The sequence below is a fragment of the Acidovorax sp. NO-1 genome (assembly GCF_000238595.1).
Classification (GTDB): Bacteria; Pseudomonadota; Gammaproteobacteria; order Burkholderiales; family Burkholderiaceae_C; genus Acidovorax.
Window position 1 is genome coordinate 44,724 of record NZ_AGTS01000036.1, and the last position, 21,226, is coordinate 65,949.

General features: G+C 65.4%; 23 protein-coding genes. 14 read left to right on the forward strand and 9 right to left on the reverse strand.

The genetic code is table 11. The features are described 5' to 3' along the window. Positions 1 to 56 precede the first annotated feature (56 nt). Positions 57 to 1,427, reverse strand: coding sequence for a signal recognition particle-docking protein FtsY (gene ftsY, locus KYG_RS03365; protein WP_085942489.1), 1,371 nt, complete (start codon positions 1,425 to 1,427; stop codon positions 57 to 59). Positions 1,428 to 1,454: 27 nt separating this feature from the next. On the opposite strand from ftsY, the gene KYG_RS03370 reads away from it, so the two are divergent. The 4 genes from KYG_RS03370 to coaD all read left to right on the forward strand — a co-directional run bounded on the left by KYG_RS03370 (position 1,455) and on the right by coaD (position 5,596). Continuing rightward, a complete protein-coding gene (locus KYG_RS03370) occupies positions 1,455 to 2,903 on the forward strand; it encodes a pitrilysin family protein (protein ID WP_008903419.1) in 1,449 nt (482 codons plus the stop codon). Between the two features lie 21 nt (positions 2,904 to 2,924). Further along, a complete protein-coding gene (locus tag KYG_RS03375) occupies positions 2,925 to 4,271 on the forward strand; it encodes a pitrilysin family protein (RefSeq protein ID WP_034692934.1) in 1,347 nt (448 codons plus the stop codon). After that, a complete protein-coding gene (gene rsmD / locus KYG_RS03380; protein WP_008903421.1) occupies positions 4,268 to 4,972 on the forward strand; it encodes a 16S rRNA (guanine(966)-N(2))-methyltransferase RsmD in 705 nt (234 codons plus the stop codon). The genes KYG_RS03375 and rsmD overlap by 4 nt, the downstream gene beginning before the upstream one ends. 123 nt (positions 4,973 to 5,095) lie before the next feature. After that, positions 5,096 to 5,596, forward strand: a complete 501-nt coding sequence (gene coaD / locus KYG_RS03385) for a pantetheine-phosphate adenylyltransferase (protein ID WP_008903422.1) — start codon at positions 5,096 to 5,098, stop codon at positions 5,594 to 5,596. Positions 5,597 to 5,660: 64 nt separating this feature from the next. Here the strand turns inward: coaD and KYG_RS03390 are convergent, their stop codons facing one another. Then, on the reverse strand, positions 5,661 to 6,650 hold the full coding sequence (locus KYG_RS03390) for a LysR family transcriptional regulator (RefSeq protein ID WP_008903423.1): 990 nt from the start codon (positions 6,648 to 6,650) through the stop codon (positions 5,661 to 5,663). Positions 6,651 to 6,766: 116 nt separating this feature from the next. Here KYG_RS03390 and lysA point away from each other — a divergent pair, with 116 nt between their 5' ends. Continuing rightward, positions 6,767 to 8,011: a diaminopimelate decarboxylase gene (gene lysA / locus KYG_RS03395; RefSeq protein WP_008903424.1), complete on the forward strand. Its 1,245-nt coding sequence runs from the start codon at positions 6,767 to 6,769 to the stop codon at positions 8,009 to 8,011. Between the two features lie 325 nt (positions 8,012 to 8,336). On the opposite strand, the gene KYG_RS03400 is transcribed toward lysA, so the two are convergent. The 4 genes from KYG_RS03400 to KYG_RS03415 all read right to left on the reverse strand — a co-directional run bounded on the left by KYG_RS03400 (position 8,337) and on the right by KYG_RS03415 (position 10,708). Beyond that, complete coding sequence (locus tag KYG_RS03400) at positions 8,337 to 9,350, reverse strand: NAD(P)H-dependent glycerol-3-phosphate dehydrogenase (protein WP_008903425.1); 1,014 nt, start codon at positions 9,348 to 9,350, stop codon at positions 8,337 to 8,339. A 61-nt stretch (positions 9,351 to 9,411) separates the two neighbouring features. Then, positions 9,412 to 9,870, reverse strand: coding sequence for a protein-export chaperone SecB (gene secB, locus KYG_RS03405; RefSeq protein ID WP_008903426.1), 459 nt, complete (start codon positions 9,868 to 9,870; stop codon positions 9,412 to 9,414). 107 nt (positions 9,871 to 9,977) lie between these two features. Then, on the reverse strand, positions 9,978 to 10,238 hold the full coding sequence (gene grxC, locus KYG_RS03410) for a glutaredoxin 3 (protein ID WP_008903427.1): 261 nt from the start codon (positions 10,236 to 10,238) through the stop codon (positions 9,978 to 9,980). Between the two features lie 62 nt (positions 10,239 to 10,300). Next, on the reverse strand, positions 10,301 to 10,708 hold the full coding sequence (locus KYG_RS03415; RefSeq protein WP_008903428.1) for a rhodanese-like domain-containing protein: 408 nt from the start codon (positions 10,706 to 10,708) through the stop codon (positions 10,301 to 10,303). Positions 10,709 to 10,795: 87 nt separating this feature from the next. Between KYG_RS03415 and gpmA the strand changes: the two genes are divergently transcribed. The 4 genes from gpmA to KYG_RS03435 all read left to right on the forward strand — a co-directional run bounded on the left by gpmA (position 10,796) and on the right by KYG_RS03435 (position 14,500). Next, positions 10,796 to 11,539 (forward strand): 2,3-diphosphoglycerate-dependent phosphoglycerate mutase, encoded by a 744-nt coding sequence (gpmA, locus tag KYG_RS03420; RefSeq protein ID WP_008903429.1) that lies wholly within the window; start codon positions 10,796 to 10,798, stop codon positions 11,537 to 11,539. A 123-nt stretch (positions 11,540 to 11,662) separates the two neighbouring features. Beyond that, on the forward strand, positions 11,663 to 13,099 hold the full coding sequence (locus tag KYG_RS03425; protein WP_008903430.1) for a S41 family peptidase: 1,437 nt from the start codon (positions 11,663 to 11,665) through the stop codon (positions 13,097 to 13,099). 113 nt (positions 13,100 to 13,212) lie between these two features. After that, the gene (locus KYG_RS03430; RefSeq protein WP_008903431.1) at positions 13,213 to 13,965 is read left to right on the forward strand and encodes a HesA/MoeB/ThiF family protein; all 753 of its coding nucleotides are present in this window, start codon (positions 13,213 to 13,215) and stop codon (positions 13,963 to 13,965) included. Between the two features lie 115 nt (positions 13,966 to 14,080). Further along, positions 14,081 to 14,500, forward strand: a complete 420-nt coding sequence (locus KYG_RS03435) for a response regulator (protein ID WP_008903432.1) — start codon at positions 14,081 to 14,083, stop codon at positions 14,498 to 14,500. A 104-nt stretch (positions 14,501 to 14,604) separates the two neighbouring features. Here KYG_RS03435 and KYG_RS03440 read toward each other — a convergent pair whose 3' ends face one another. Next, positions 14,605 to 15,237, reverse strand: a complete 633-nt coding sequence (locus tag KYG_RS03440; RefSeq protein WP_008903433.1) for a response regulator transcription factor — start codon at positions 15,235 to 15,237, stop codon at positions 14,605 to 14,607. A gap of 124 nt (positions 15,238 to 15,361) precedes the next feature. Here KYG_RS03440 and KYG_RS03445 point away from each other — a divergent pair, with 124 nt between their 5' ends. The 5 genes from KYG_RS03445 (at position 15,362) to KYG_RS03465 (ending at position 19,355) form a co-directional block, all read left to right on the forward strand. Continuing rightward, positions 15,362 to 16,744 (forward strand): CHASE3 domain-containing protein, encoded by a 1,383-nt coding sequence (locus KYG_RS03445; RefSeq protein WP_008903434.1) that lies wholly within the window; start codon positions 15,362 to 15,364, stop codon positions 16,742 to 16,744. A 287-nt stretch (positions 16,745 to 17,031) separates the two neighbouring features. Then, positions 17,032 to 17,196 (forward strand): DUF1328 domain-containing protein, encoded by a 165-nt coding sequence (locus KYG_RS23545; protein ID WP_008903435.1) that lies wholly within the window; start codon positions 17,032 to 17,034, stop codon positions 17,194 to 17,196. A 51-nt stretch (positions 17,197 to 17,247) separates the two neighbouring features. After that, positions 17,248 to 17,640 (forward strand): hypothetical protein, encoded by a 393-nt coding sequence (locus KYG_RS03455; protein ID WP_008903436.1) that lies wholly within the window; start codon positions 17,248 to 17,250, stop codon positions 17,638 to 17,640. Positions 17,641 to 17,742: 102 nt separating this feature from the next. Then, positions 17,743 to 18,060 (forward strand): BON domain-containing protein, encoded by a 318-nt coding sequence (locus KYG_RS03460; protein ID WP_008903437.1) that lies wholly within the window; start codon positions 17,743 to 17,745, stop codon positions 18,058 to 18,060. Positions 18,061 to 18,236: 176 nt separating this feature from the next. After that, a complete protein-coding gene (locus KYG_RS03465) occupies positions 18,237 to 19,355 on the forward strand; it encodes a putative zinc-binding metallopeptidase (protein WP_008903438.1) in 1,119 nt (372 codons plus the stop codon). Positions 19,356 to 19,427: 72 nt separating this feature from the next. Here KYG_RS03465 and panC read toward each other — a convergent pair whose 3' ends face one another. Next, positions 19,428 to 20,270, reverse strand: coding sequence for a pantoate--beta-alanine ligase (gene panC / locus KYG_RS03470; RefSeq protein WP_008903439.1), 843 nt, complete (start codon positions 20,268 to 20,270; stop codon positions 19,428 to 19,430). Between the two features lie 36 nt (positions 20,271 to 20,306). After that, positions 20,307 to 21,188 (reverse strand): 3-methyl-2-oxobutanoate hydroxymethyltransferase, encoded by an 882-nt coding sequence (gene panB, locus KYG_RS03475; RefSeq protein WP_008903440.1) that lies wholly within the window; start codon positions 21,186 to 21,188, stop codon positions 20,307 to 20,309. Positions 21,189 to 21,226 lie beyond the last annotated feature (38 nt).

Consider the following 21,226-nt stretch of genomic DNA (forward strand, 5'->3'; position numbering starts at 1 on the left):
TCAACAGCCCTTGGCCGTGCTGAGCCGGGGCACGCCGGTTCGGCGCAGGGCCGATGTCAGCTCAGCAAAGCCTGCGCAAACTCTCGCGCGTTGAAGGTTTCCAGGTCTTCGAGCTTTTCACCCACACCGATGAAATACACCGGGATGGGGCGCTCCTGCGCAATGGCGGCCAGCACGCCACCCTTGGCCGTGCCGTCCAGTTTGGTGACGATGAGGCCGGTGAGCTGCAGCGCGTCGTCAAACGCGCGCACCTGGGCCAGCGCGTTCTGGCCGGTGTTGCCGTCGATCACCAGCAGCACCTCGTGCGGGGCCGTGGCGTCGGCCTTTGTGACCACGCGGCGGATCTTTTTCAGCTCTTCCATCAGGTGCAGCTGCGTGGGCAGGCGCCCTGCCGTGTCCACCAGCACCACGTCCTTGCCGCGCGCCTTGCCGGCCGTCACGGCATCAAAGCTCACGGCGGCGGGGTCGCCGCCTTCCTGGCTGACGATTTCGACCGTGTTGCGGTCGGCCCAGACGCCCAGTTGCTCGCGCGCTGCCGCGCGGAAGGTGTCGGCCGCCGCCAGCAGCACGGCCGCGCCTTCGTCTGCCAGGTGCTTGGTGAGCTTGCCGATGGACGTGGTCTTGCCCGCGCCGTTCACCCCCGCCACCATGATCACCGTGGGGGTGTGCTCGCCAATGACCAGGGCTTTTTCGAGCGGGCGCAGCAGGTCGGTCAGCGCATCGGCCAGCAGGCCCTTGACGGCGGCGGGGTCGGTGGCCTTGGCCTCCTTCACGCGGCGTTTGAGGTCGGCCAGCAGGTGGTTGGTGGCCTTGACGCCGGTGTCGGCCATCAGCAGGGCTTCTTCCAGCTCTTCATACAGCGCATCGTCGATCTGGGTGCCGGTGAAGACCGTGGTGATGGAGCTGCCGGTCTTGCGCAGGCCGTTCTTGAGCCGGTCCAGCCAGCCTTTGCGTTCGACAGGCGCTGCGGACGCTGCGGGGGCGGCAGGGGCGAAGGGTGCGGGTGCAGCAACCGGTGCGGCCGCGGGCACAGGGGCTGGTACAGGGGAAGCGGGCGCTGGCTGCGCCACCACAGGGGCTACGGGCGCAGGCGTGGCAACCGGCGCGGGCGCCGGTGCGGTTGCAGGCGGTACCACTACCTCGGGAGCCTTCGGGGCAAATGGGTTGCGCAGCCAGCCAAACCCGGCGGGAGCGGGAGCGGGAGCAGGGGAGGGTGATGGGGATGCGGGCTCTGCGGCGGCAGGCAGGGCCGGGGCGGGTGCGGCTGGCGGCTTCGCGGGTTGCGCCGCCTCCTGGCGGGCCAGGGGCGGTGGGGCAATGGGCGAAAGCCCAGGCGTTGGCACTGAGGTGGCTGGCGACGAAGCCTGTGGGGGCTCATCGGCAGGGGCAGGCGCGGGGGAGGGCTTTTTCTTGAAAAAACTGAACATTGGCGGGTTCTTAGAATCAGCCATTCTATGAAACGCGCTGTCACCCTCCTGGGCCTGCTGGCCTGCCTCACATGTGGGGCTGCCTTTTCGGCAACGCCTCCCGCTTCCCAACCCCCTGCGACGCCTTCTGAGTCCGCGCCGTCTGCCACGGCCTCCGGCGCCCAGCAGTTCACGCTCAAGAACGGCATGCAGCTCATCGTGCAGCCCGACCGGCGTGCTCCCACCGCGGTGCACATGGTTTGGTTGCGCGTGGGCTCCATGGACGAGGTGGACGGCACCACCGGCGTGGCCCATGTGCTCGAGCACATGCTGTTCAAGGGCACCAGGACGCTGCCGCCGGGCGAGTTCTCGCGCCGCGTGGCCGCCCTGGGCGGGCGCGAAAACGCGTTCACCAGCCGTGACTACACGGGCTACTACCAGCAGATTCCATCGAACCGGCTCGAAGACGTGATGAAGCTCGAATCCGACCGGTTTGCCCACAACCACTGGCCGGATGAAGAGTTCAGGAAAGAGATCGAGGTCGTCAAGGAAGAGCGCCGCCTGCGCACCGAAGACCAGCCCCGCGCCATGCTGGCCGAGCAGCTCTTTGCCACCACGTTCATTGCCTCGCCGTACCGCCGCCCCATCGTGGGCTGGATGAGCGACCTGGACGCCATGACGCCCGAAGACGTGCGCGCCTTCTACCGCCAGTGGTACACGCCCACCAACGCCGCCGTGGTGGTGGCAGGCGACGTGGACGTGGCCCAGGTCCGCGCACTGGCCGAGAAGTATTACGGCAGTCTGCCCGCCCACGCGCTGCCCGAGCGCAAGCCCCGCACCGAGCCCGCGCAGCAGGGCCTGCGCCGCCTCGCTGTCAAGGCACCGGCCGAGCAGGCCTACGTGGCGCTGGCGTTTCGTGCGCCCAGCTTGAACCGTGTGGAGAACCTGACCGAAACCGACCGCGACGCTCTGGCGCTCATGGTGCTGTCGGCGGTGTTCAACGGCTACGACGGCGCGCGGCTCGACCGCGCGCTGACCCAGGGCGAAAACCGCGTGGCCGACAGCGCCAGCAGCGGCGCCATGGTCACGGGCCGTGGCCCCAGCCTGTTCATGCTCAGCGGTGTGCCCGCTGCAGGCAAGACGGCCCAGCAGGTGGAAGACGCCCTGCGCGCCGAGGTCACCCGCGTCGCCCGCGATGGGGTCAGCGAGGCTGAGCTGACCCGCGTGAAGACGCAGTGGATCGCCTCGACCGTGTATGAACGCGACTCGGTGATGAACCAGGCGCAGGAGCTGGGGGGCAACTGGATTCAGGGCTTTCCGCTCGACGCCAACGAACGCCTTCTGGAGCTGCTGCGCACCGTGACGCCCGCCCAGGTGCAGGCCGTGGCCGCCAAATATTTTGGCGACGACCAGCTCACGGTGGCCACCTTGCTGCCCCAGCCGCTGGATTCCCCCCGCCCCCGCGCACAGCCCGCACCCGGTGCGTCCCGCCACTGAACCCGCTTTGCGCCTCTTTTCATGATTACTATTAAAAACATAGCTGCTCGCGCTTTACTGATAAGCGCTGGAGCCGTTTTTTATTCAAATTCTGCCTGGGCGCTGCTGCCCATCCAGCACTGGGTGGAGCCCAGCGGCGCCAAGGTGTATCTGGTCGAAAGCCCGGTCATCCCCATGGTGGACGTGCAGATCGACTTTGATGCCGGCAGCCGCCGCGACCCGGCAGGCCAGTCGGGCCTGGCCAGCGCCGTGGCGTCGATGGCCAGCAAGGGCGTGAAGGCGGCGGGCAGCGAACCGGCGCTGGACGAGAACGCGCTGGGCGAGGCCTGGGCCGATCTGGGCGCCAGCTTTGACGCGGGTGCCGACAACGACGCGCTGCACTACACGCTGCGCTCGCTCACCGACCCGGCGCTGCTCGACAAGGCCGCCCGCCTGGCTGCGCGCCAGATCGGTGAGCCGGGCTGGCCCGCCGACGTGTGGGAGCGCGACCGCGCGCGCTGGGGCGCCAGCATCAAGGAGTCCCTCACCCGCCCGGCCACGGTGGCCGCCCATGCGTTCGGCTCGGCCGTGTACGGCAGCCACCCCTACGGTGTGCGCACCACCGAGGAGACCCTGGCGCGCATCAGCGTGGCCGACATGCAGGCGTTTCACACGCAGCACGTTGCGGCCTGCCGCGCCAAGGTCAGCATCGTGGGCGCCGTCACGCGCGCACAGGCGCAGACGCTGGTGGCCACGCTGCTGTCGCGCCTGCCCGCCACATCGGGCTGCGCGCCGCTGCCACCCGTGGGCGAAATCGACGCCCTCGCGGCGCCGGTGGAGCAGAACATTCCGTTTGCGTCCGCCCAGGCCCATGTGCTGATCGGCCAGCCCGGCTTTCAGCGCAAGGACCCGGACTTCCTCGCGCTGCTGGTGGGCAACCACATCCTCGGCGGCGGTGGTTTTGTCTCGCGGCTGACGAACGAAGTGCGTGAAAAGCGTGGCCTGAGCTATAGCGTGTACAGCTACTTTGCGGCGGGCCTGCATGCCGGTGCCTTCACCGTGGGCCTGCAGACGCGGCCAGACCAGGCGCGAGAGGCGGTGCAGGTGTCGCGCGACGTGATCGCGCGCTACGTGGCGGAAGGCCCCACAGAGGCCGAGCTGCGCGCCGCCAAGGACAACCTCATCGGCGGCTTTGCGCTGCGCATCGACAGCAACAAGAAGCTTCTGGGCAACGTGGCCAACATCGCCTGGAACGAGCTGCCGCTGGACTACCTCGACCAGTGGACCAAGAAGGTGGAGGCCCTCACGGTGGCCGATGTGCGTGCCGCCATGGCGCGCAAGCTGCAACCCGAACGCATGGTGACCGTGGTGGTGGGGGGCAAGCCATGAGCCGCTCGACCCTGAAAACCACCGCCATCAACGCCGAGATCCGCAAAGCCCAGGCCGCAGCGGCCGCCCCGCCGGTTGCCGCTGGCAAAAAGGGCGGGCCCAAGGACAAGGCCGTTGCCGAAGCGGCGCCCAAGGGCGCGGGCGAAATCCGCATCATTGGCGGGCAATGGAAGCGCACCCGCCTGCCTGTGGCCCAGCGCCCGGGCCTGCGGCCCACGCCCGACCGCGTGCGCGAAACCCTGTTCAACTGGCTGGGCCAGGACCTGAGTGGCTGGCGCTGCCTGGATGCCTTTGCGGGAACGGGCGCGTTGGGGCTCGAAGCCGCCTCGCGGGGAGCGGCCGCCGTGCAGCTGGTGGAAAGCGATGCTGGCCTGGTGGCCCAGCTGCACACCCTGCAGCAGCGCCTTTCGGCCACCGCAGTGCGCGTGCAGCGCGGCGACGGCCTGACCGCGCTGAAGCAGGCCGCACCCGCCAGCATCGACCTGGTGCTGCTGGACCCGCCGTTTGACAGCGACCTGTTCATGCCAGCCCTGCAGGCCGCCGCCAAAGCCGTGGCCGCCGAGGGCTTTGTCTACCTGGAAGCGCCCCGCGCCTTTTCAGCCGACGAACTGGCCGAGGTTGGCATGGCGCTGCACCGCCACCTCAAGGCCGGTGCCGTGCACGCGCACCTGCTGCGGCGCATGGCCGCCGCCGCGGTCTGAGCCCACGCCGATGAATGTTGCACTGCACTGCATAATGCGCGCACGCGGCCCGGCAAGTCCTTGAGAACGTGTTCCCAAGGCCCCGGGCCAACGTCCATACAGCCAGACAGGAGACAACCAGCCATGGCCCAGAACGTGCTCGCCGTGTACCCCGGAACCTTTGACCCCATCACACTGGGCCATGAAGACGTGGTGCGCAGGGCCACCCAGCTGTTTGAACGTGTGATCGTGGCCGTGGCAGCGGGGCACCACAAGAAGACCCTGTTCTCTCTGGAAGAGCGCATCGAGATGGTGCGCGAAGCCGTCAAGGACTACCCCCAGGTGCAGGTGGAAAGCTTCTCGGGCCTGTTGCGCGACTTTGTGGTGTCACGCGGCGGCAAGGCCATGGTGCGCGGACTGCGTGCAGTGACCGACTTTGACTACGAGTTCCAGCTGGCCGGCATGAACCGCAGCCTCATGCCGCAGGTGGAAACCGTGTTCCTCACGCCCAGCGACAAGTACCAGTTCATCAGCAGCACCTTTGTGCGCGAGATCGCGGTGCTGGGCGGCGAGGTCACCAAGTTCGTGTCGCCCTCGGTTGAACAGCGGCTCGCCGTCAAGGTGCGCAGCCTGTCGCCAGCCTGAAAATTTGAATCAAAACTGGCTCTGGCGCTTGCTGGTAAAGCGCCGACAGCTATCAAATATATAGCTATTGGGGCGGCGTCTGTGGCCCGGCCGTTGGTGTGCCTGCCGCTGCAAGCTGCGCCGCCACCTGTGCCACCACGTGTGCGGCCTGTGCGCGCAAGGCGTCCAGCATCGGCTCCACCTCGGGCAGGGGCGGGCGGTACAGCGGCAGCAGTGCCGTCACGCTGAACGGGATCGAAAACGCCAGGCGCCGCAGCACCAGCCTGTCGCCTGCCGCGGCCAGGGCCGTCACGGGGTTGACGATGGCAATGCCCAGGCCGTGTTCCACCATGGCGCACACGGCGGCCGCGCTGTGGGTCTCCACCCGCAAGGTGCGCGACACAACCGCTTCGGCAAAGCGCGCGTCGATGAGGCGGCGGTAGGGGTCGTCTGCTGACAGGCTCACAAACTGCTCATTGGCGAAATCTGCCAGCTCCAGCACCGGCTTTCGCGCCAGCGCATGCCACGCAGGCAGCACCGCCACCTCATCCAGCGTCAGCAGCACCTCGGCGCGCGTACCCGGCGGTGCGGTGGTCTGCTCGCACAAGCCCAGGTCAAACCGCTGGGCGCTCATCCATTCTTCGAGCAGGGGCGACTCCTGCGGCGTGACCGACACGCGCGCGTGCGGCTGACCCTGCATAAGCCGCGCCGCCGCGCCCGGCAGCAGCGCGTGGGCCAGCGTGGGCAGGCACAGCACCGACAGCCGCACGGCGTCGGACCGGCCCAGCGCCACGGCCCGGTCGACCACGCGCTCCAGCCCCTGCCACGACCGCTGCACCTCATCCCACAGCGCCAGCGCCCGCGCGTTGGCCCGCAGACGGCCTTGCACGCGCTCGAACAGGGCATAGCCCAGCAGCGATTCGAGCCGCGCCAGCTCGCGGCTCACGGTAGGCTGTGAGCTGTGCAGCAGGTCGGCCGCGCCCGTGGCGCTACCGGCCGTCATCACGGCGCGGAAGACCTCGATGTGGCGGTGGGTGATGCGGTGGGCCAGGGATGTGTCGGTCGGTTCGGTCATCGGCAAAGCATATCCATATTGAATGGATTATGTAAATTAAAGCATTCGACTGAATAGATCGAAACCGGCATGATCGCCGCTTCGTTCCGCCTTGCTGGCCTCTGGAAGCCCTTCGTATGTCCAATCCCTTCTCTCCCGCCCAGCTCTGGGCCCTGGCCGACCAGTTTGGCACCCCGCTGTGGGTGTACGACGCGGCCACCATCCGCCAGCGCATCGCACAGGTGTCCAACTTCGACACCATCCGCTTTGCGCAAAAGGCCTGCTCCAACATCCACATCCTGAAGCTCATGCGCGAGCAGGGCGTGAAGGTGGATGCGGTTTCGCGCGGTGAGATCCTGCGTGCGCTGGCGGCCGGCTACACGGCCGGCGGAGAGCCGTCGGAGATCGTCTTTACCGCCGACCTGTTCGACGCCGCCACGCTCGACTGCGTGGTGGAACACGGCGTGCCGGTCAACGCTGGCTCGATCGACATGCTGCACCAGCTGGGCGCGCGTTCGCCGGGCCATGCGGTGTGGCTGCGCATCAACCCCGGCTTTGGCCATGGTCACAGCAACAAGACCAACACGGGTGGCGAGCACAGCAAGCACGGCATCTGGCACACCGACCTGCCTGCCGCACTGGATGCGATCCAGCAGCACGGCTTGAAGCTGGTGGGCCTGCACATGCACATCGGCTCGGGCGTGGACTACAGCCACCTGCAGGAAGTGTGCGGTGCCATGGTCAACCTGGTGCGCACGGCCCATGCCGCCGGGCATGACCTGCACGCCATCTCGGCCGGTGGCGGCCTGTCCATCCCTTATCGCAGTGGCGACCCGGTGGTGGACACACAGCATTACCACGGCCTGTGGGACGCCGCGCGCCAGCAGGCCGAGGCCATCGTGGGCCACAAGCTCGGCCTGGAGATCGAGCCCGGCCGCTTCCTGGTGGCCGAATCGGGCGTGCTGCTGGGCCAGGTGCGTGCCACCAAGAACGCGGGCAGCAACCACTTTGTGCTGGTCGATACCGGCTTTAACGAACTCATGCGCCCATCCATGTACGGCAGCTACCACGCCATGAGCGTGCTGCGCCGCGATGGCGCCACGGCGGCGGAAAAAGCCAGCGTGGTGGCGGGCCCGCTGTGCGAGTCCGGCGACGTGTTCACCCAGGGCGACGGCGGCGTGGTGCTGCCGCGCGACCTGCCTGCGGCCGATGTGGGCGACCTGCTGGTTATCCACCACACCGGGGCATATGGCGCAAGCATGTCCTCCAACTACAACACGCGTCCCCTGATTGCCGAGGTGCTGGTGGATGGTGGCCAGGCCCGCCTGATCCGCCGCCGCCAGACGGTGGACGAGTTGCTGGCGCTGGAACTGGGGCTCTGAGAGGGCGGAAGGGGGCGGGCGCTGCGCCGACAGCCGGTAGGCACGGGCCTACGGCCACGCGCAGCGCTGGCGCACACGGGCGTCACGAGCGCGGGCCTACAGTGGAACCACCTAACCCCTTCAACCCTTTTCAGGAGATCACCATGCCCATCATTGCCTGGCTACTTGGCGTCCCACTGTCCGTGATTCTGTTGCTCATGCTGTTTGGTGTGTTCTGATCCGACGGCACCCGCCAAGCAAAAGCCGCGCAGGCCCTTTGGGGTTTGCGCGGCTTTTTTACGGGGTTGCGCGGGCGGTGCCCGCAGCTCTAAAACAACCTCGGAGGTTATGTCCACTCCTGCGCGGGGCCGCGGCCCATCAGCAGGGCCACTGCGGCTTCGGGCTTGATCTGCCCATCCAGCAGCGCCACAGCCGCCCGTGTGATGGGCATCTCCACGTCCAACAGCGCCGCACGCTGCGCCACTGTGCGTGCGCTGTACACGCCTTCTGCCACATGGCCGAGTGATTGCACCGCCTGTTGCAGGCTCTGGCCCTGCGCCAGCAGCATGCCCACGCGGCGGTTGCGCGAGAGGTCGCCCGTCGCGGTCAGCACCAGATCCCCCAGGCCCGAAAGGCCCATAAAGGTATCCGGCCGGGCCCCCAGCGCCACACCCAGGCGCGTCATCTCGGCCAGCCCCCGGGTGATCAGGGCGGCCCGGGCGTTGAGCCCCAGTGCCAGTCCGTCACACAGGCCGGTGGCGATGGCCAGCACGTTCTTCACCGCGCCGCCCACTTCCACGCCCACGATGTCCTCATTGGCATACACCCGCACGCTGGGGCTGTGAAAGGCGCGCACCAGGGCATCGCGCACCTTCGCGTGGGGGCTGGCGGCCACCAGGGCGGTCGGCTGGCCCAGGGCCACCTCCTGTGCAAAGCTGGGGCCGCTGAAGACGCCTGCTATCAGTTCAGGAGCTACCTGCGCTTGTACCTCATGCGCCAGAAGCCCAAAAGACTCCGGCTTTTCGGCCGAAACCGCCTCAAAGCCCTTGCACAGCCATGCCACGGGCGCAGTGCAGCCGCGCAGCGCCTTGAGCATGCTGCGCAGCGCCGCCATCGGCGTGGCCACGATGACCAGATCGGCCCCGTGCAGCAGCGCCGCAAAGTCGCCATCGGCCACGGTGAGAGAAGGGGGAAAGGCCAGGCCCGGCAGGTAACGCGGGTTCTGGCGCTCGGTGCGCATGGCAAGCGCTTGGGCGGCATCGCGCGCCCAGAGCGTCACCGCATGGCCGGCAGGGTGCTGGGCGGCGCTCATCGCGAGCGCGGTGCCCCAGGCTCCGGCACCAAGTACTATGATTTTCATAGCTGTTAGCGCTTATCCATCAAGCGCTGGAGGCCAAAAAGACCTCAAATTGCCGACGGAATTATTGCGCCAGCGTGGAGGCGGGCGCGCCTGCCGCCTGGGCCTGCTGCTGCTCGAACATGGCCTGGAAGTTGATTTCAGCCAGGTGCACGGGCGGGAAGCCGGCGCGGTTGATCACGTCGGCCACGTTGCCGCGCAGGTAGGGGTACACGATCTGGGGGCAGGCGATGCCCATGATGGCGCCCATCTGGTCTTCGGGCACATTGCGGATCTCGAAGATGCCGGCCTGCTTGGCTTCGACCAGGAACACCGTCTTGTCCTTGATGCGGGTCTGCACCGTGGCGGTCACGGCCACTTCAAAGATGCCTTCGGCCACGGGGGTGGCTTCCACGCCCAGCTGGATGTCCACGCTGGGCTGCTCCTGTTCGAGCAGGATGGCGGGGGAGTTGGGCTGCTCCAGCGACATGTCCTTGAGGTAGACGCGCTGGATCTGGAATACGGGGTTTTCTTGATCGGCCATGGTGAAGTCTCTTTGCTCTTACGAATTGCTAGCAAAACAAAACCCGCCGGGGAGCAGCTCCCGCAGCGGGCACATGGGGCTGCATTATGCAGCGCCCGAAGGTGCCGTCAGGCAGCGCCCAGCAGGGGCATCAGCTCGCCCCGGCTGTCCAGCGCCACCAGATCGTCGTGGCCACCCACATGGGTGTCGCCGATGTAGATCTGCGGCACGGTGCGGCGGCCGGTGATTTCCATCATGTGGCTGCGCGCGGCCGGGTCGGTGTCAATGCGGATCTCTTCAATCTGCTCCACGCCCTTGGACTTGAGGATCTGCTTGGCGCGAACGCAGTAGGGGCAGACGGCGGTGGTGTACATCTTCACGGGTTGCATGGCGGTCCTTCCGGGGAAAAGCGGGTCAGAAAAAGCGGGCGATTTCTGCAGATGGGGACGAATCAGCCTTTTTCCACCGGCAGGCTGGCTTCGCGCCAGGCCTTGAGCCCACCGGCCATGGCCTGGGCGTTGTCATAGCCGAGCTTCTTGGCAATGCCGACGGCACGGTTGGCGCGGGCACCGCTGGTGCACACCAGCACCAGGGGCAGGGCCTTGTTCTTGACGGTGGCGGGCAGGCGTTCTTCGAGCTGGCCCAGCGGAATGTTTTTGGCGCCGCCCACATGGCCGGCCGCAAATTCTTCGGTTTCGCACACGTCGATAACCACGGCCTTTTCACGGTTGATGAGTTGCACGGCACGCGCAGGTGTCAGCGAGCCGCCACTGGCGCTCTTGAGCACGGGCCACAGCAACATGCTGCCGGAAGCCACTGCCACGAAGATCAGGTACCAGTTGTCGAGAATGAATTTCACAAAGATTCCTTGGGTTGGCGAACCGCGTAATTCTAGAATGCCGGGTTTGGTCCGATTTTTCTTTGGCCCGCATTTCCTGGGGAAACCATGTACAAGCTCGTTTTGATCCGCCACGGCGAATCCACCTGGAACCTTGAAAACCGCTTTACCGGCTGGACGGATGTGGATCTGACGCCCACGGGGGTCTCGCAGGCCATGTCGGCCGGCAAGCTGCTCAAGGCCGAGGGTTACGAGTTTGACCTCGCATTCACCAGCGTGCTCAAGCGCGCCATCCACACCCTGTGGTACGCGCTGGACGAAATGGACTGCACCTGGCTGCCCGTGGTCAAGGACTGGCGCCTCAACGAGCGCCACTACGGCGCCCTGCAGGGCCTGAACAAGGCCGACATGGCCAAGAAATACGGCGACGAACAGGTGCTGGTGTGGCGCCGCAGCTATGACACGCCCCCGCCGGCGCTGGAAGCCACCGACCCCCGCAGCGAACGCAGCGACCGCCGTTACACCAGCCTGGCTGAAGGGTGCGTGCCGCTGACCGAATGCCTGAAAGACACCGTGGCCCGTGTTCTGCCGTTCTGGAACGAAGCCATGGCGCCCGCCATCCGCTCGGGCAAGCGCGTGGTGGTGGCGGCGCATGGCAACTCCATCCGCGCGCTGGTGAAGTACCTGGACAACGTCTCCGAGTCCGACATCGTGGGCCTGAACATTCCCAACGGAATCCCGTTGGTATATGAGCTTGATGCCGATCTCAAGCCCATCCGCCACTACTATCTGGGCGATGCGGAAGCGGCGGCCAGGGCTGCAGCCGCCGTGGCGTCGCAGGGCAAAGCGTAAATCGCAGGTAAAGAGCGGGGAAACCCCTGCTTATTCCGCGCGAAAGTGAGCATCCATGCGGAACTGCAGCGGGTGCGGCCCTTCCAAGGTGTATATTGGTTTTGAAGCGGTAAAAGGTGTTGTATGGGCCACAAACTCAAGATTGCAGGATGGGTGTCGGTAGGCGTGGTGGCGGGTGCGCTCACCACGGTGTCACTGCAAACGGTGGCGCGTGGCGCCATGTCGCCGCTGCCGCTCGAAGAAATCCAGCAACTGTCCGCCGTGTTCGGTCTGGTCAAGACCGATTACGTTGAGCCGGTGGATGACAAAAAGCTCATCACCGACGCCATCTCGGGCATGGTGTCCAGCCTGGATCCGCACTCCCAGTATTTCGACAAGAAGTCCTTCAAGGAATTCCGCGAGGGCACTTCGGGCCGCTTTGTGGGCGTGGGCATTGAGATCACGCAGGAAGACGGCCTGATCAAGATCGTGTCGCCCATCGAGGGTTCGCCTGCCTTCCGCGCCGGACTCAAGACCAATGACCTGATCACCAAGATCGACGAGACCGCAGTCAAGGGCCTGTCGCTCAACGATGCCGTCAAACGCATGCGCGGCGAGCCCAACACCAAGGTGACGCTCACCATCTTCCGCAAGGACGAGAGCCGGACCTTCCCCGTCACCATCACCCGCGAAGAAATCAAGACACAGTCCGTCAAGGGCAAGGTGGTGGAGCCAGGCTATGCCTGGATCCGCCTGTCGCAGTTCCAGGAACGCACTGTGGACGATTTTGTCCGCAAGGTTGAAGAGGTGTACAAGCAGGAACCTAATCTCAAGGGCCTGGTGCTGGACCTGCGCAACGACCCCGGTGGTCTGCTGGACGCTGCCGTGGCAGTCTCGGCAGCGTTCCTGCCCGCCAATGTGACGGTGGTCTCCACCAACGGCCAACTGGCGGACAGCAAGGCCACCTACAAGGCCTCGCCCGAGTTCTACCAGCGCCGCGGCAGCGGCGACCCGCTACGCCGGCTTCCTGCGGCCCTGAAGTCCGTGCCGCTGGTGGTGCTGGTGAATGAAGGCTCGGCATCGGCCAGCGAGATCGTGGCCGGAGCGCTGCAGGACCACAAGCGTGCCACCATCATGGGCAGCCAGACGTTTGGCAAGGGCTCGGTGCAAACGGTGCGCCCCTTGGGCCCGGATACCGGCATCAAGCTGACCACCGCCCGTTACTACACGCCAAGCGGCAAGTCGATCCAGGCCAAGGGCATCGTGCCCGACGTGATGATTGACGAGTCGGAAGAAGGCAATATCTTTGCAGCCCTGCGCATGCGCGAGGCCGATCTGGACAAGCACCTGGGCAGCGGGCAGGGTGAAGAGAAAAAGGATGAGGCGCGTGAGAAAGCCCGCGAAGACGCCCGCAAGCGCCTGGAGGAAGAGGCCAAAAAGCCAGCGTCCGATCGCAAGATCCCAGAGTTCGGTTCCGAGAAGGACTTCCAGCTGGTGCAGGCCTTGAACCAGCTCAAGGGCCGCCCCGTGCTGGTCAGCAAGACACTGACTGAACGCACGGACGAAAAGAAAGAGAATTAAGCGCTCGCCCCCTGCGCTGAAGGCCGGATTTCCAGCGAAATCCGGCCTTTGCCATTTGTGCTGCCCCGCCTTGCATGCGGTCTTGCCATTTTTGATTTTTTGGATTGCCTTCCATGACAGACGACCAGCTCCTGCGCTATTCACGCCACATCCTGCTCGACGAGATGGGCATAGAGGGGCAGGAGAAGGTGCTGGATGCCCACACCCTCATCATCGGGGCGGGTGGCCTCGGGTCGCCTGCTGCGCTGTACCTGGCATCTGCCGGAGTGGGGCGCATCACCCTGGTCGATGACGACGTGGTGGACCTTACCAACCTGCAGCGCCAGATTGCCCACACCACCGCCCGTGTGGGCCTTCCCAAGGTGGCATCCGCCGCCACTGCCATGCAGGCCATCAATCCGGAAGTCAAGGTCGCCGCGCTGCAGGTGCGCGCAGATGGCGCCGCGCTGGACGCGCTCGTGCAGGACGCATCCGTGGTGCTCGACTGCAGCGACAACTACGCCACACGCCACGCCATCAACGCAGCCTGTGTGCGCCATCGCAAGCCCCTCGTGGCCGGCGCGGCGATCCGCTTTGATGCGCAGATCACTGTGGTGGACCCGCGCGACGCGGCATCCCCCTGCTATGCCTGCGTTTTTCCGCCGGATGCGGAATTTGAAGAGGTGCGCTGTTCCACCATGGGCGTGTTCGCACCCCTCGTTGGGGTGGTGGGGGCCATGCAGGCTGCAGAGGCTCTCAAGTTGATCGCAGGTATCGGTGCGTCCCTGGCGGGACGCCTTCTGATGCTCGATGGCAGGACGATGGAGTGGAGCACGATGCATGTGGCGCGCGCGGTGCATTGCCCCGTGTGTGGTGTTGTTGCGTAGGAATATCCCTACAACCACCCCGTGTGGTGGCTGGCAGAATCGCCCTGATACCAGCACTAAAGTTGAGGCTCGATCAGCGCAACCGTGCCCTGTAGCGAAACTGGACCTCTCTCCCGTGAAACTCCGAACCTACATTGTTGAAGACAACGCGACCATCCGCGAGAACCTGATTGGTACTCTGGAAGAATTGGCGTCTGTGGAAGCGGTTGGGTTTGCCGAGACGGAAGACGAGGGCAAGAGCTGGCTCGCCGCCTCAACCGACCTCTGGGATCTTGCCATCGTCGATTTGTTCCTGCGGCAGGGCAGTGGCCTCGGTGTGCTGGCAGCGTGCCGCGATCGCCGGCCGGGGCAAAGGATGGTGGTTCTCAGCAACTACGCAACCCCGGATGTGCGCATGCGTTGCGCCCAGCTGGGTGTGGACGCCGTGTTTGACAAGTCCAATGAAATCGATGCGCTGGTGGAGTATTGCATCCAGCACAGCAACCATGGCATGAACGCCAATACCCCGCATCCAGCGGCCGGCCAGTCCGCCTGATTTCCTGCTCCAGGATGCGCGCTGCTGGCGCGACATCCCTCACCGTCTTGATGCTCTGGCAGCTTGCCCAGACCATGACCCCAGACTGAGGCCATCGATCCATGTCAGTCAATCAGGCGGTTCTTGAGAGCGTAGTAGGTCAGGTCGCTGTTGGAAGACAGGCTCATCTTCTCCATCAGCCGCGTGCGGTAGGTGCTCACCGTTTTCACGCTCAGCGACAGCGCCTTGGCAATGTCGCCTGCGGTCTCGCCCTTGGCCAGCTTGAGGAACACCTGGAACTCGCGTTCCGACAATTGTTCATGCGGCGGCGCGTCGTCCTTGCGGTTCAGTTGCTGGGCCAGAAGCTCGGCCACTGCGGGCGTCAGGTAGCGGCGTCCGAGGGCGATCGTGCGGATCGCCTCCACAATTTCCGACGGCTCGCATTCCTTGTTCAGGTAACCGCTCGCACCCTGGCGGATCAGGTTGATCGCATAGTGCTCTTCAGGGTAGCCGCTCAGGATCAGGATGCCCATGTCCGGCGCCTTGGCGCGCAGCATGGCCAGTGCATCCAGACCGCTCTGGCCGGGCATGGAAAGGTCCATCAGCAGGACATCGATTTCCTTGTTGCGCACCAGGTCGATAGCCTCGCGCCCGTTGCCGGCCTCGCCTTCCACCCGCAGGTCCACGTGCTCCGAGAGGAACTGCCGCAGCCCCGAACGAACAATCGCGTGGTCGTCCACAATGCCAATTTTGATCATCGATCTTTCTTTCGCAGGGCGGTGGTACCGCTCCTGAGGTTGATAGGTTGCAATGCTTGTCGGCACATTGACCCTGGTTGCAGGGTTGTGCCAGGTTCCTCACACATTATCCAGAATTCCGCGTATGAGTCTTAAAGAAAACACCCGCATCTGGTTACCCAAGGTGCGCAAGATGGCGTTGAGCTTGCCGATGGCATTGCTGGCGGCCATGGTTCTGGTGGCCATCAACGAGACAGGACACATGCGATCCCAAGGCGCGGTGGAACAGATGACCCAGGGGCAAAACGCCCACCGTGCGGTGAACACTCTTTTGCAGAGCATGCTGGATGCCGAGACCGGCCAGCGGGGTTACCTGCTCACGGGCAACGAGACGTATCTGGAGCCCTACGACAAGGCTGTAGCGAGCGTGCAGACCAACCTGGACCAGTTGCGCGAGCTGTTCATGGATTCACCGCGCGACATGCAGGAGTTCGCGCTGTTGTCGCGGCAGATTTCACGCAAGCTCGCGGAGATGGAGCTCAGCTTGCGCCTGCGCCGCCAGGGCAACGAGGACGCCTGGAAGTTCATCCTCCACACCGATGTGGGCAAGGAGCACATGCAGGCCATCCGTGAGCACGCCAAGGAGCTCATTGCCCGCAGCGACACCTACGTGCACCAGGGGCGTGAGCAGATCGAGCAATCGCTGATGCTGTCGCGCATCGGCATTGCCACGGTCACTGTCATCGGCCTGCTGGCGTTTTACATGTACCTGCGGCAGGCGCAGGCGCTGCAGGTGGTCAATCAGCGGGAACAGGCCCTGCTTGAACGCGAGCGCGACCGGCTCGAAGGGCTGGTGAAGATGCGTACCGCCACGCTCTCGGAGCTGGCCAACCACCTGCAACAGGTGCGCGAAGAAGAGCGCGGACATCTTGCGCGCGAACTCCACGACGAGCTCGGCGCACTGCTCACAGCAGCCAAGCTGGATGTGGCGCGGCTCAAGTCAAAAATTGATGCCAACGTGCCCGAGGTGGCCGAGCGGCTCAAGCACCTCACGGAAACCCTCAACAGCGGCATTGCGCTCAAGCGCCGCATCATTGAAGACCTGCGCCCCTCGTCACTGGCCAATCTGGGGCTCACCGCGGCCATCGAAATCCTTACGCGTGAATACGCAGAGCGCGCAGGCATCGAAGTCGAGACCAGCCTGGAAGCAGTGAAACTGCCCGATGCCACGCAACTCACCGTGTACCGCATGGTGCAGGAGGCGCTGACCAACATTGGCAAATACGCCAAGGCCAGCAAGGTGCTGGTGTCGGTGCATGGGTACCCCACCCATGTCGCAGTGCAGGTGCGCGATGATGGCCAGGGATTTGACCCCGCTTCCGTGCGCCCCACGTCGCACGGCCTGTCAGGCATGCGCCACCGGGTGGAGTCTGCAGGGGGGCGGTTGTCCATCACCTCGCAACCGGGCAATGGCACGGTGGTGTCGGCCACGCTGCCGTTGCAGCAGGGCGCGCGTACCAGTAGCTGAGCCTGCAAAGGCGTGCGTGTGCCGCCATTGGCCCACCTCGGCCACTTTCATCGTGACCATGCCCGGCGCGCTGCATGGTCGTGCCACGTCGCAAGTCCGTCGCTCCGTTTTTTGCGCCTGATTTCCCGCGGGCCCCTGTCCTACACCGGTCCCGCTGCGCCACCGACACGCTCGCGCGCCGGGAACCGGCATCCCGTGCGCCGCCGCCCATCTACAGTCATCTCCAGGCGCTGAAGTTCTGTGCCACCCACCAACGCCGGCACACCGGCCTCTCACAGGAGAAAAGAATGTTGCACTACGCAGTTGTGTTTCTGGTGATCGCGCTGATTGCGGCGTTGTTCGGCTTTGGCGGTATTGCCGCCGGTGCTGTCGGCATCGCCAAGATTCTGTTCTTTGTGTTCATCATCATGGCAGTCGTGACCTTTGTTCTGGGTCTGCTCAAAAAAGGCTAGACGCCTTCTCAGCCCTGTACCCACACCACCCAAATTTGAAGGAGTTTTCCCATGAGCATCCAAACCGCCACTGACAAGGTCGCCACCACCGCCAAAACCCTGGCCGATGACGTGTTGGCAACCGCCCAGGACGCCGTGCATTCCACGCGCACCGCCGCCAACAACTCGCTGGAAAAGGCTGAAGAGGGCGTACGTTCCCTGCGCAGCCAGACCGACCCGGTGATCGATGACCTGGCCGCCCGCGCCCAGGAACTTGCTTCGCGAAGCATTGGCTACTGCGCTGAAACCAGCGCCCGGGCCCGCCGCCAGATACAACACGCAGCCGATGCCACCACCCAATACGTAACGCAACAACCGGGCAAGTCGATGGTGATCGCCGCCGCCTCGGGGGCAGCCCTGGCGACGCTGGTGCTGTGGATGTCCCGCCGCCGCGCCAGCTACTAAGTCATTTCCCACAGTCCGCCGGTCGCGGAGGGTGCAACAGACCGGCAGGCTGCATTTACCCAGCACCCGCGTTCCCAACCTATCTTGAAAAAAGGAAATACCATGAAATACGCACGTGCACTCGCTTTCGCCGCCGTCGCTGGCATGACCATCGTGACGGCGACTGGCTGTTCTGTGGCCCGCAACCAGCAGACCGCGGGTTCGTACATCGATGACGCCGGCATCACGACCGCCGTGAAGGCCAAGATGGCTGAAGACAAGACGGTGTCCGCCACCTCCATCAGCGTGGAAACGCTGAATGGCACGGTTCAGCTGTCGGGCTTTGCCAAGTCCCAGGCCGAAAAGAACCAGGCGGAGGCCATTGCCCGCAACACCAAGAACGTGCGTGAAGTGCGTAACAGCATCGTCGTGCGTCCCTGATAAGGCGCGAGCGCACGCCGGTTGCGGCACCTTCAACGGCAACCACCGTGCGCGGTGAGATGGAAAAGGTTCCGGGGCTTGCTCCGGAACCTTTTTTCATGGAGGAGCCTGGCGCTTGCAGGTCTTCATTGGCTGGCGCAACTTGCGACTCGCCTCGCTGCATTAAGCTCATCACCATGCGGGTATTCAATTGCGACCATTGCGGTCATCTGGTTTTTTTTGACAGCGTGCAGTGCCTGCACTGCGGTAACGCGCTGGCCTTTGTGCCGGATCAGCTCACGATGGCGGCGCTGGCGCCTGCACCGCAGGACGGGCCCGGGCTGTGGCGCAGGATGGGCGAGCGCGGGGGTACTGCGTACAGTGGGCGGCTTTATCGCATGTGCCACAACCACACGCACTACCAGGCCTGCAATTTCGCCGTGCCCGCCAACGACTTTTCAGACCTGTGCGCGTCCTGCCGTCAGACGCGGGTGCTTCCGTACCTGTCTGACGTCGCCAACCTGGGGCGCTGGAAGCAGATCGAAGCGGCCAAGCGCCAGCTTTTTTACACGCTGGCGCGCCTGGGCCTGGAGCCTTTGCCGGGGCGGCCCGGACCGGTGTTCGAATTTCTGGCGGACATGCCGGGCGCACCTTCTGTCCTCACCGGCCACTCCAGCGGCACGATCACGCTCAACATCGCGGAGGCGGACGATGATGAACGCGCCCGGCGCCGCATTGCCCTGGGCGAGCCTTATCGCACGCTGATCGGTCACCTGCGCCACGAGTCCGGCCATTTCTATTGGGACCAGCTGGTGCGCGACGGGGGTCGCACCGAGGCGTTCCGGCAAGTGTTTGGCGATGAACGCCAGGACTACGCCGCCGCCCTGGACGCGCACTACGCGCTGGGCGGTCATCTGGGCGACTGGGCAGCAAGCCATGTGAGTGCCTACGCCGCCGCGCACCCCTGGGAGGACTGGGCCGAGACCTGGGCCCACTACCTGCACATGCTCGACCTGCTGGAGACGGCGGCCAGCTACCAGGCCAGCGTGACGGTGCCCGACCCGCATGCCGCCACCCGCCACCAGGTGACCGACCCGTTTGCCACGGACCGCCCCGACTTTCAGGACATGGTGCGCCAGTGGGTGCCTCTCACACTCCTGCTCAACAGCCTCAATCGCAGCCTGGGGCAGCACGATGCCTACCCGTTCGCCCTGTCGTCCGGTGCCATGGTCAAGCTGCGGTTCGTGCACGATCTGGTGCAGGGCCAGGCAGCCGCGCCAGGCAGTGCGAGGGCCATGTCACCGGAAACGCACTAAGCCTAAATTTTTGGTGTTTTAGGCTCTCGGCGCTTGATGAATAAGCGCGAGCAGCTATTTATTTGATAGCAATCAGAATTCAAGGTTGTCAATCAACCGCGTAGTGCCAAGCCGCGCCGCGCCCAGTGCCACCAGCGTGCCTGCCGCGTCGGCGTCCGTCGCTGGCAGCAGGTCGGCACGGCGGCGCACCGTGAGGTAGTCGGGCGCCCAGCTCCGGGCACGCAGGGCATCGAGGGCCCGGGCTTCCAGGCCGGCGCGGGCGTCCGGCCGCGACAGCCATTGCTGCGCCAGTTGGCCCAATGCCTGCGACAGCGCCACAGCCTCCTGCCGCTCCTGCAGGCTGAGGTAGCCGTTGCGTGAACTCAGTGCCAGGCCATCGGCGGCGCGCTGGGTTTCACCGGCCACCACGTCGATCGGCAGCGCAAACTGCTGCACCATGTGGCGGATCACCATGAGCTGCTGGTAGTCCTTCTTGCCAAACACGGCGGTTCCGCCGGTTTGCCCCAGCACGCACGCAAACAGCTTCATCACCACGGTGCTCACGCCCACAAAGAAGCCGGGGCGAAAGTGTCCCTCCAGCATATCGGCGAGTTGCGGGTCGGGATGCACCTTGAAAGTCTGGGGCTGGGGGTACAGGTCGGCCTCGCGCGGGGCAAACAGCACGTCGCAACCGGCGGCCTGCAGTTGGGCGCAGTCGGCATCCCAGGTGCGGGGGTAGCTGTCAAAGTCCTCGTGCGGCAGGAACTGCAGGCGGTTCACAAAAATGCTGGCCACGGTCACGTCGCCCAGTGGCCGGGCCTGGCGCACCAGGGCGATGTGCCCCTCGTGCAGGTTGCCCATGGTGGGCACAAAGGCGGGGCGGCGGTACGGTGCGAGGGCCTGGCGCAGGTCGGCAATGGAATGGGCAATCAGCATGGGGTGGGACGGGATCAGAAGAAGAAGGGGAAAGGCTTACCAGGCGTGCAAGGTGTTGTCCGGGAAACGGCCCTGCTTGACGGCCTGCACATAGGCCTCCATGGCGCCGCGCACGCTGCCGGCGTCCTGCATGAAGTTGTGGACAAACTTTGGCATCTTGCCCAGGTTCATGCCCAGCATGTCGTGCAACACCAGGACCTGGCCGGCCGTGCCGTTGCCTGCGCCGATGCCGATGGTGTGGCAGTTCGCCAGCGCCGCCGTGAGGTCGGCCGCCAGCGCTGCCGGCACCATCTCCAGCACCAGCATGGCGGCGCCTGCGTCCTGCAGTTCGTGCGCTTCCTTGCGCAGCGTGCGGGCGGCGTCCTCCGTTTTGCCCTGCACGCGGTAGCCGCCCAGGGCGTGCACCGTCTGTGGCGTAAGGCCCAGGTGGGCGCACACCGGCACGCCGCGCTGCACCAGGAATTCCACCGTGGGCGCTGTCCAGCCGCCGCCTTCCAGCTTGACCATGTGCGCACCCGCCTGCATCAGCACGCAGGCGCTGCGCAAGGCCTGTTCGCGGCTTTCGGCATAGGTGCCGTAGGGCAGGTCGGCCACCAGCCAGGCCGTGCCCTGCACGCGGTGCAGGCCGCGCGCCACGCTGGCCGTGTGGTAGGCCATGGTGTCCAGGCTGACGCCCACCGTGCTGGGCAGGCCCTGGCAGACCATGCCCAGCGAGTCACCGACCAGAATGCACTCCACGCCGGCTGCGTCGGCCACCGCGGCAAAGGTGGCGTCGTAGGCAGTGAGCATGGTGATCTTCTCGCCGGCTTCCCGCATCTGCGCAAGGCGCGGCAGGCTGACAGGGCGGCGCTGCGGCAGCGGCGAGGCTGGCGGCAGGGTGCCGTAGGGCGTGGCGGAGACGGTGCTGTGGGCGGTCATGAGGCTTCCAGGGGCGAAATTTCCGCGAGTCTATGCGA

What these genes read in the sequence shown, in the direction of transcription:
- ftsY (WP_085942489.1), bottom strand. Translation starts at nt 1,427, where the DNA reads ATGTTCAGTTTTTTCAAGAAAAAGCCCTCCCCCGCGCCTGCCCCTGCC.
- KYG_RS03370 (WP_008903419.1), top strand. Translation starts at nt 1,455, where the DNA reads ATGAAACGCGCTGTCACCCTCCTGGGCCTGCTGGCCTGCCTCACATGT.
- KYG_RS03375 (WP_034692934.1), top strand. Translation starts at nt 2,925, where the DNA reads ATGATTACTATTAAAAACATAGCTGCTCGCGCTTTACTGATAAGCGCT.
- rsmD (WP_008903421.1), top strand. Translation starts at nt 4,268, where the DNA reads ATGAGCCGCTCGACCCTGAAAACCACCGCCATCAACGCCGAGATCCGC.
- coaD (WP_008903422.1), top strand. Translation starts at nt 5,096, where the DNA reads ATGGCCCAGAACGTGCTCGCCGTGTACCCCGGAACCTTTGACCCCATC.
- KYG_RS03390 (WP_008903423.1), bottom strand. Translation starts at nt 6,650, where the DNA reads ATGACCGAACCGACCGACACATCCCTGGCCCACCGCATCACCCACCGC.
- lysA (WP_008903424.1), top strand. Translation starts at nt 6,767, where the DNA reads ATGTCCAATCCCTTCTCTCCCGCCCAGCTCTGGGCCCTGGCCGACCAG.
- KYG_RS03400 (WP_008903425.1), bottom strand. Translation starts at nt 9,350, where the DNA reads ATGAAAATCATAGTACTTGGTGCCGGAGCCTGGGGCACCGCGCTCGCG.
- secB (WP_008903426.1), bottom strand. Translation starts at nt 9,870, where the DNA reads ATGGCCGATCAAGAAAACCCCGTATTCCAGATCCAGCGCGTCTACCTC.
- grxC (WP_008903427.1), bottom strand. Translation starts at nt 10,238, where the DNA reads ATGCAACCCGTGAAGATGTACACCACCGCCGTCTGCCCCTACTGCGTT.
- gpmA (WP_008903429.1), top strand. Translation starts at nt 10,796, where the DNA reads ATGTACAAGCTCGTTTTGATCCGCCACGGCGAATCCACCTGGAACCTT.
- KYG_RS03425 (WP_008903430.1), top strand. Translation starts at nt 11,663, where the DNA reads ATGGGCCACAAACTCAAGATTGCAGGATGGGTGTCGGTAGGCGTGGTG.
- KYG_RS03430 (WP_008903431.1), top strand. Translation starts at nt 13,213, where the DNA reads ATGACAGACGACCAGCTCCTGCGCTATTCACGCCACATCCTGCTCGAC.
- KYG_RS03440 (WP_008903433.1), bottom strand. Translation starts at nt 15,237, where the DNA reads ATGATCAAAATTGGCATTGTGGACGACCACGCGATTGTTCGTTCGGGG.
- KYG_RS03445 (WP_008903434.1), top strand. Translation starts at nt 15,362, where the DNA reads ATGAGTCTTAAAGAAAACACCCGCATCTGGTTACCCAAGGTGCGCAAG.
- KYG_RS23545 (WP_008903435.1), top strand. Translation starts at nt 17,032, where the DNA reads ATGTTGCACTACGCAGTTGTGTTTCTGGTGATCGCGCTGATTGCGGCG.
- KYG_RS03455 (WP_008903436.1), top strand. Translation starts at nt 17,248, where the DNA reads ATGAGCATCCAAACCGCCACTGACAAGGTCGCCACCACCGCCAAAACC.
- KYG_RS03460 (WP_008903437.1), top strand. Translation starts at nt 17,743, where the DNA reads ATGAAATACGCACGTGCACTCGCTTTCGCCGCCGTCGCTGGCATGACC.
- KYG_RS03465 (WP_008903438.1), top strand. Translation starts at nt 18,237, where the DNA reads ATGCGGGTATTCAATTGCGACCATTGCGGTCATCTGGTTTTTTTTGAC.
- panC (WP_008903439.1), bottom strand. Translation starts at nt 20,270, where the DNA reads ATGCTGATTGCCCATTCCATTGCCGACCTGCGCCAGGCCCTCGCACCG.
- panB (WP_008903440.1), bottom strand. Translation starts at nt 21,188, where the DNA reads ATGACCGCCCACAGCACCGTCTCCGCCACGCCCTACGGCACCCTGCCG.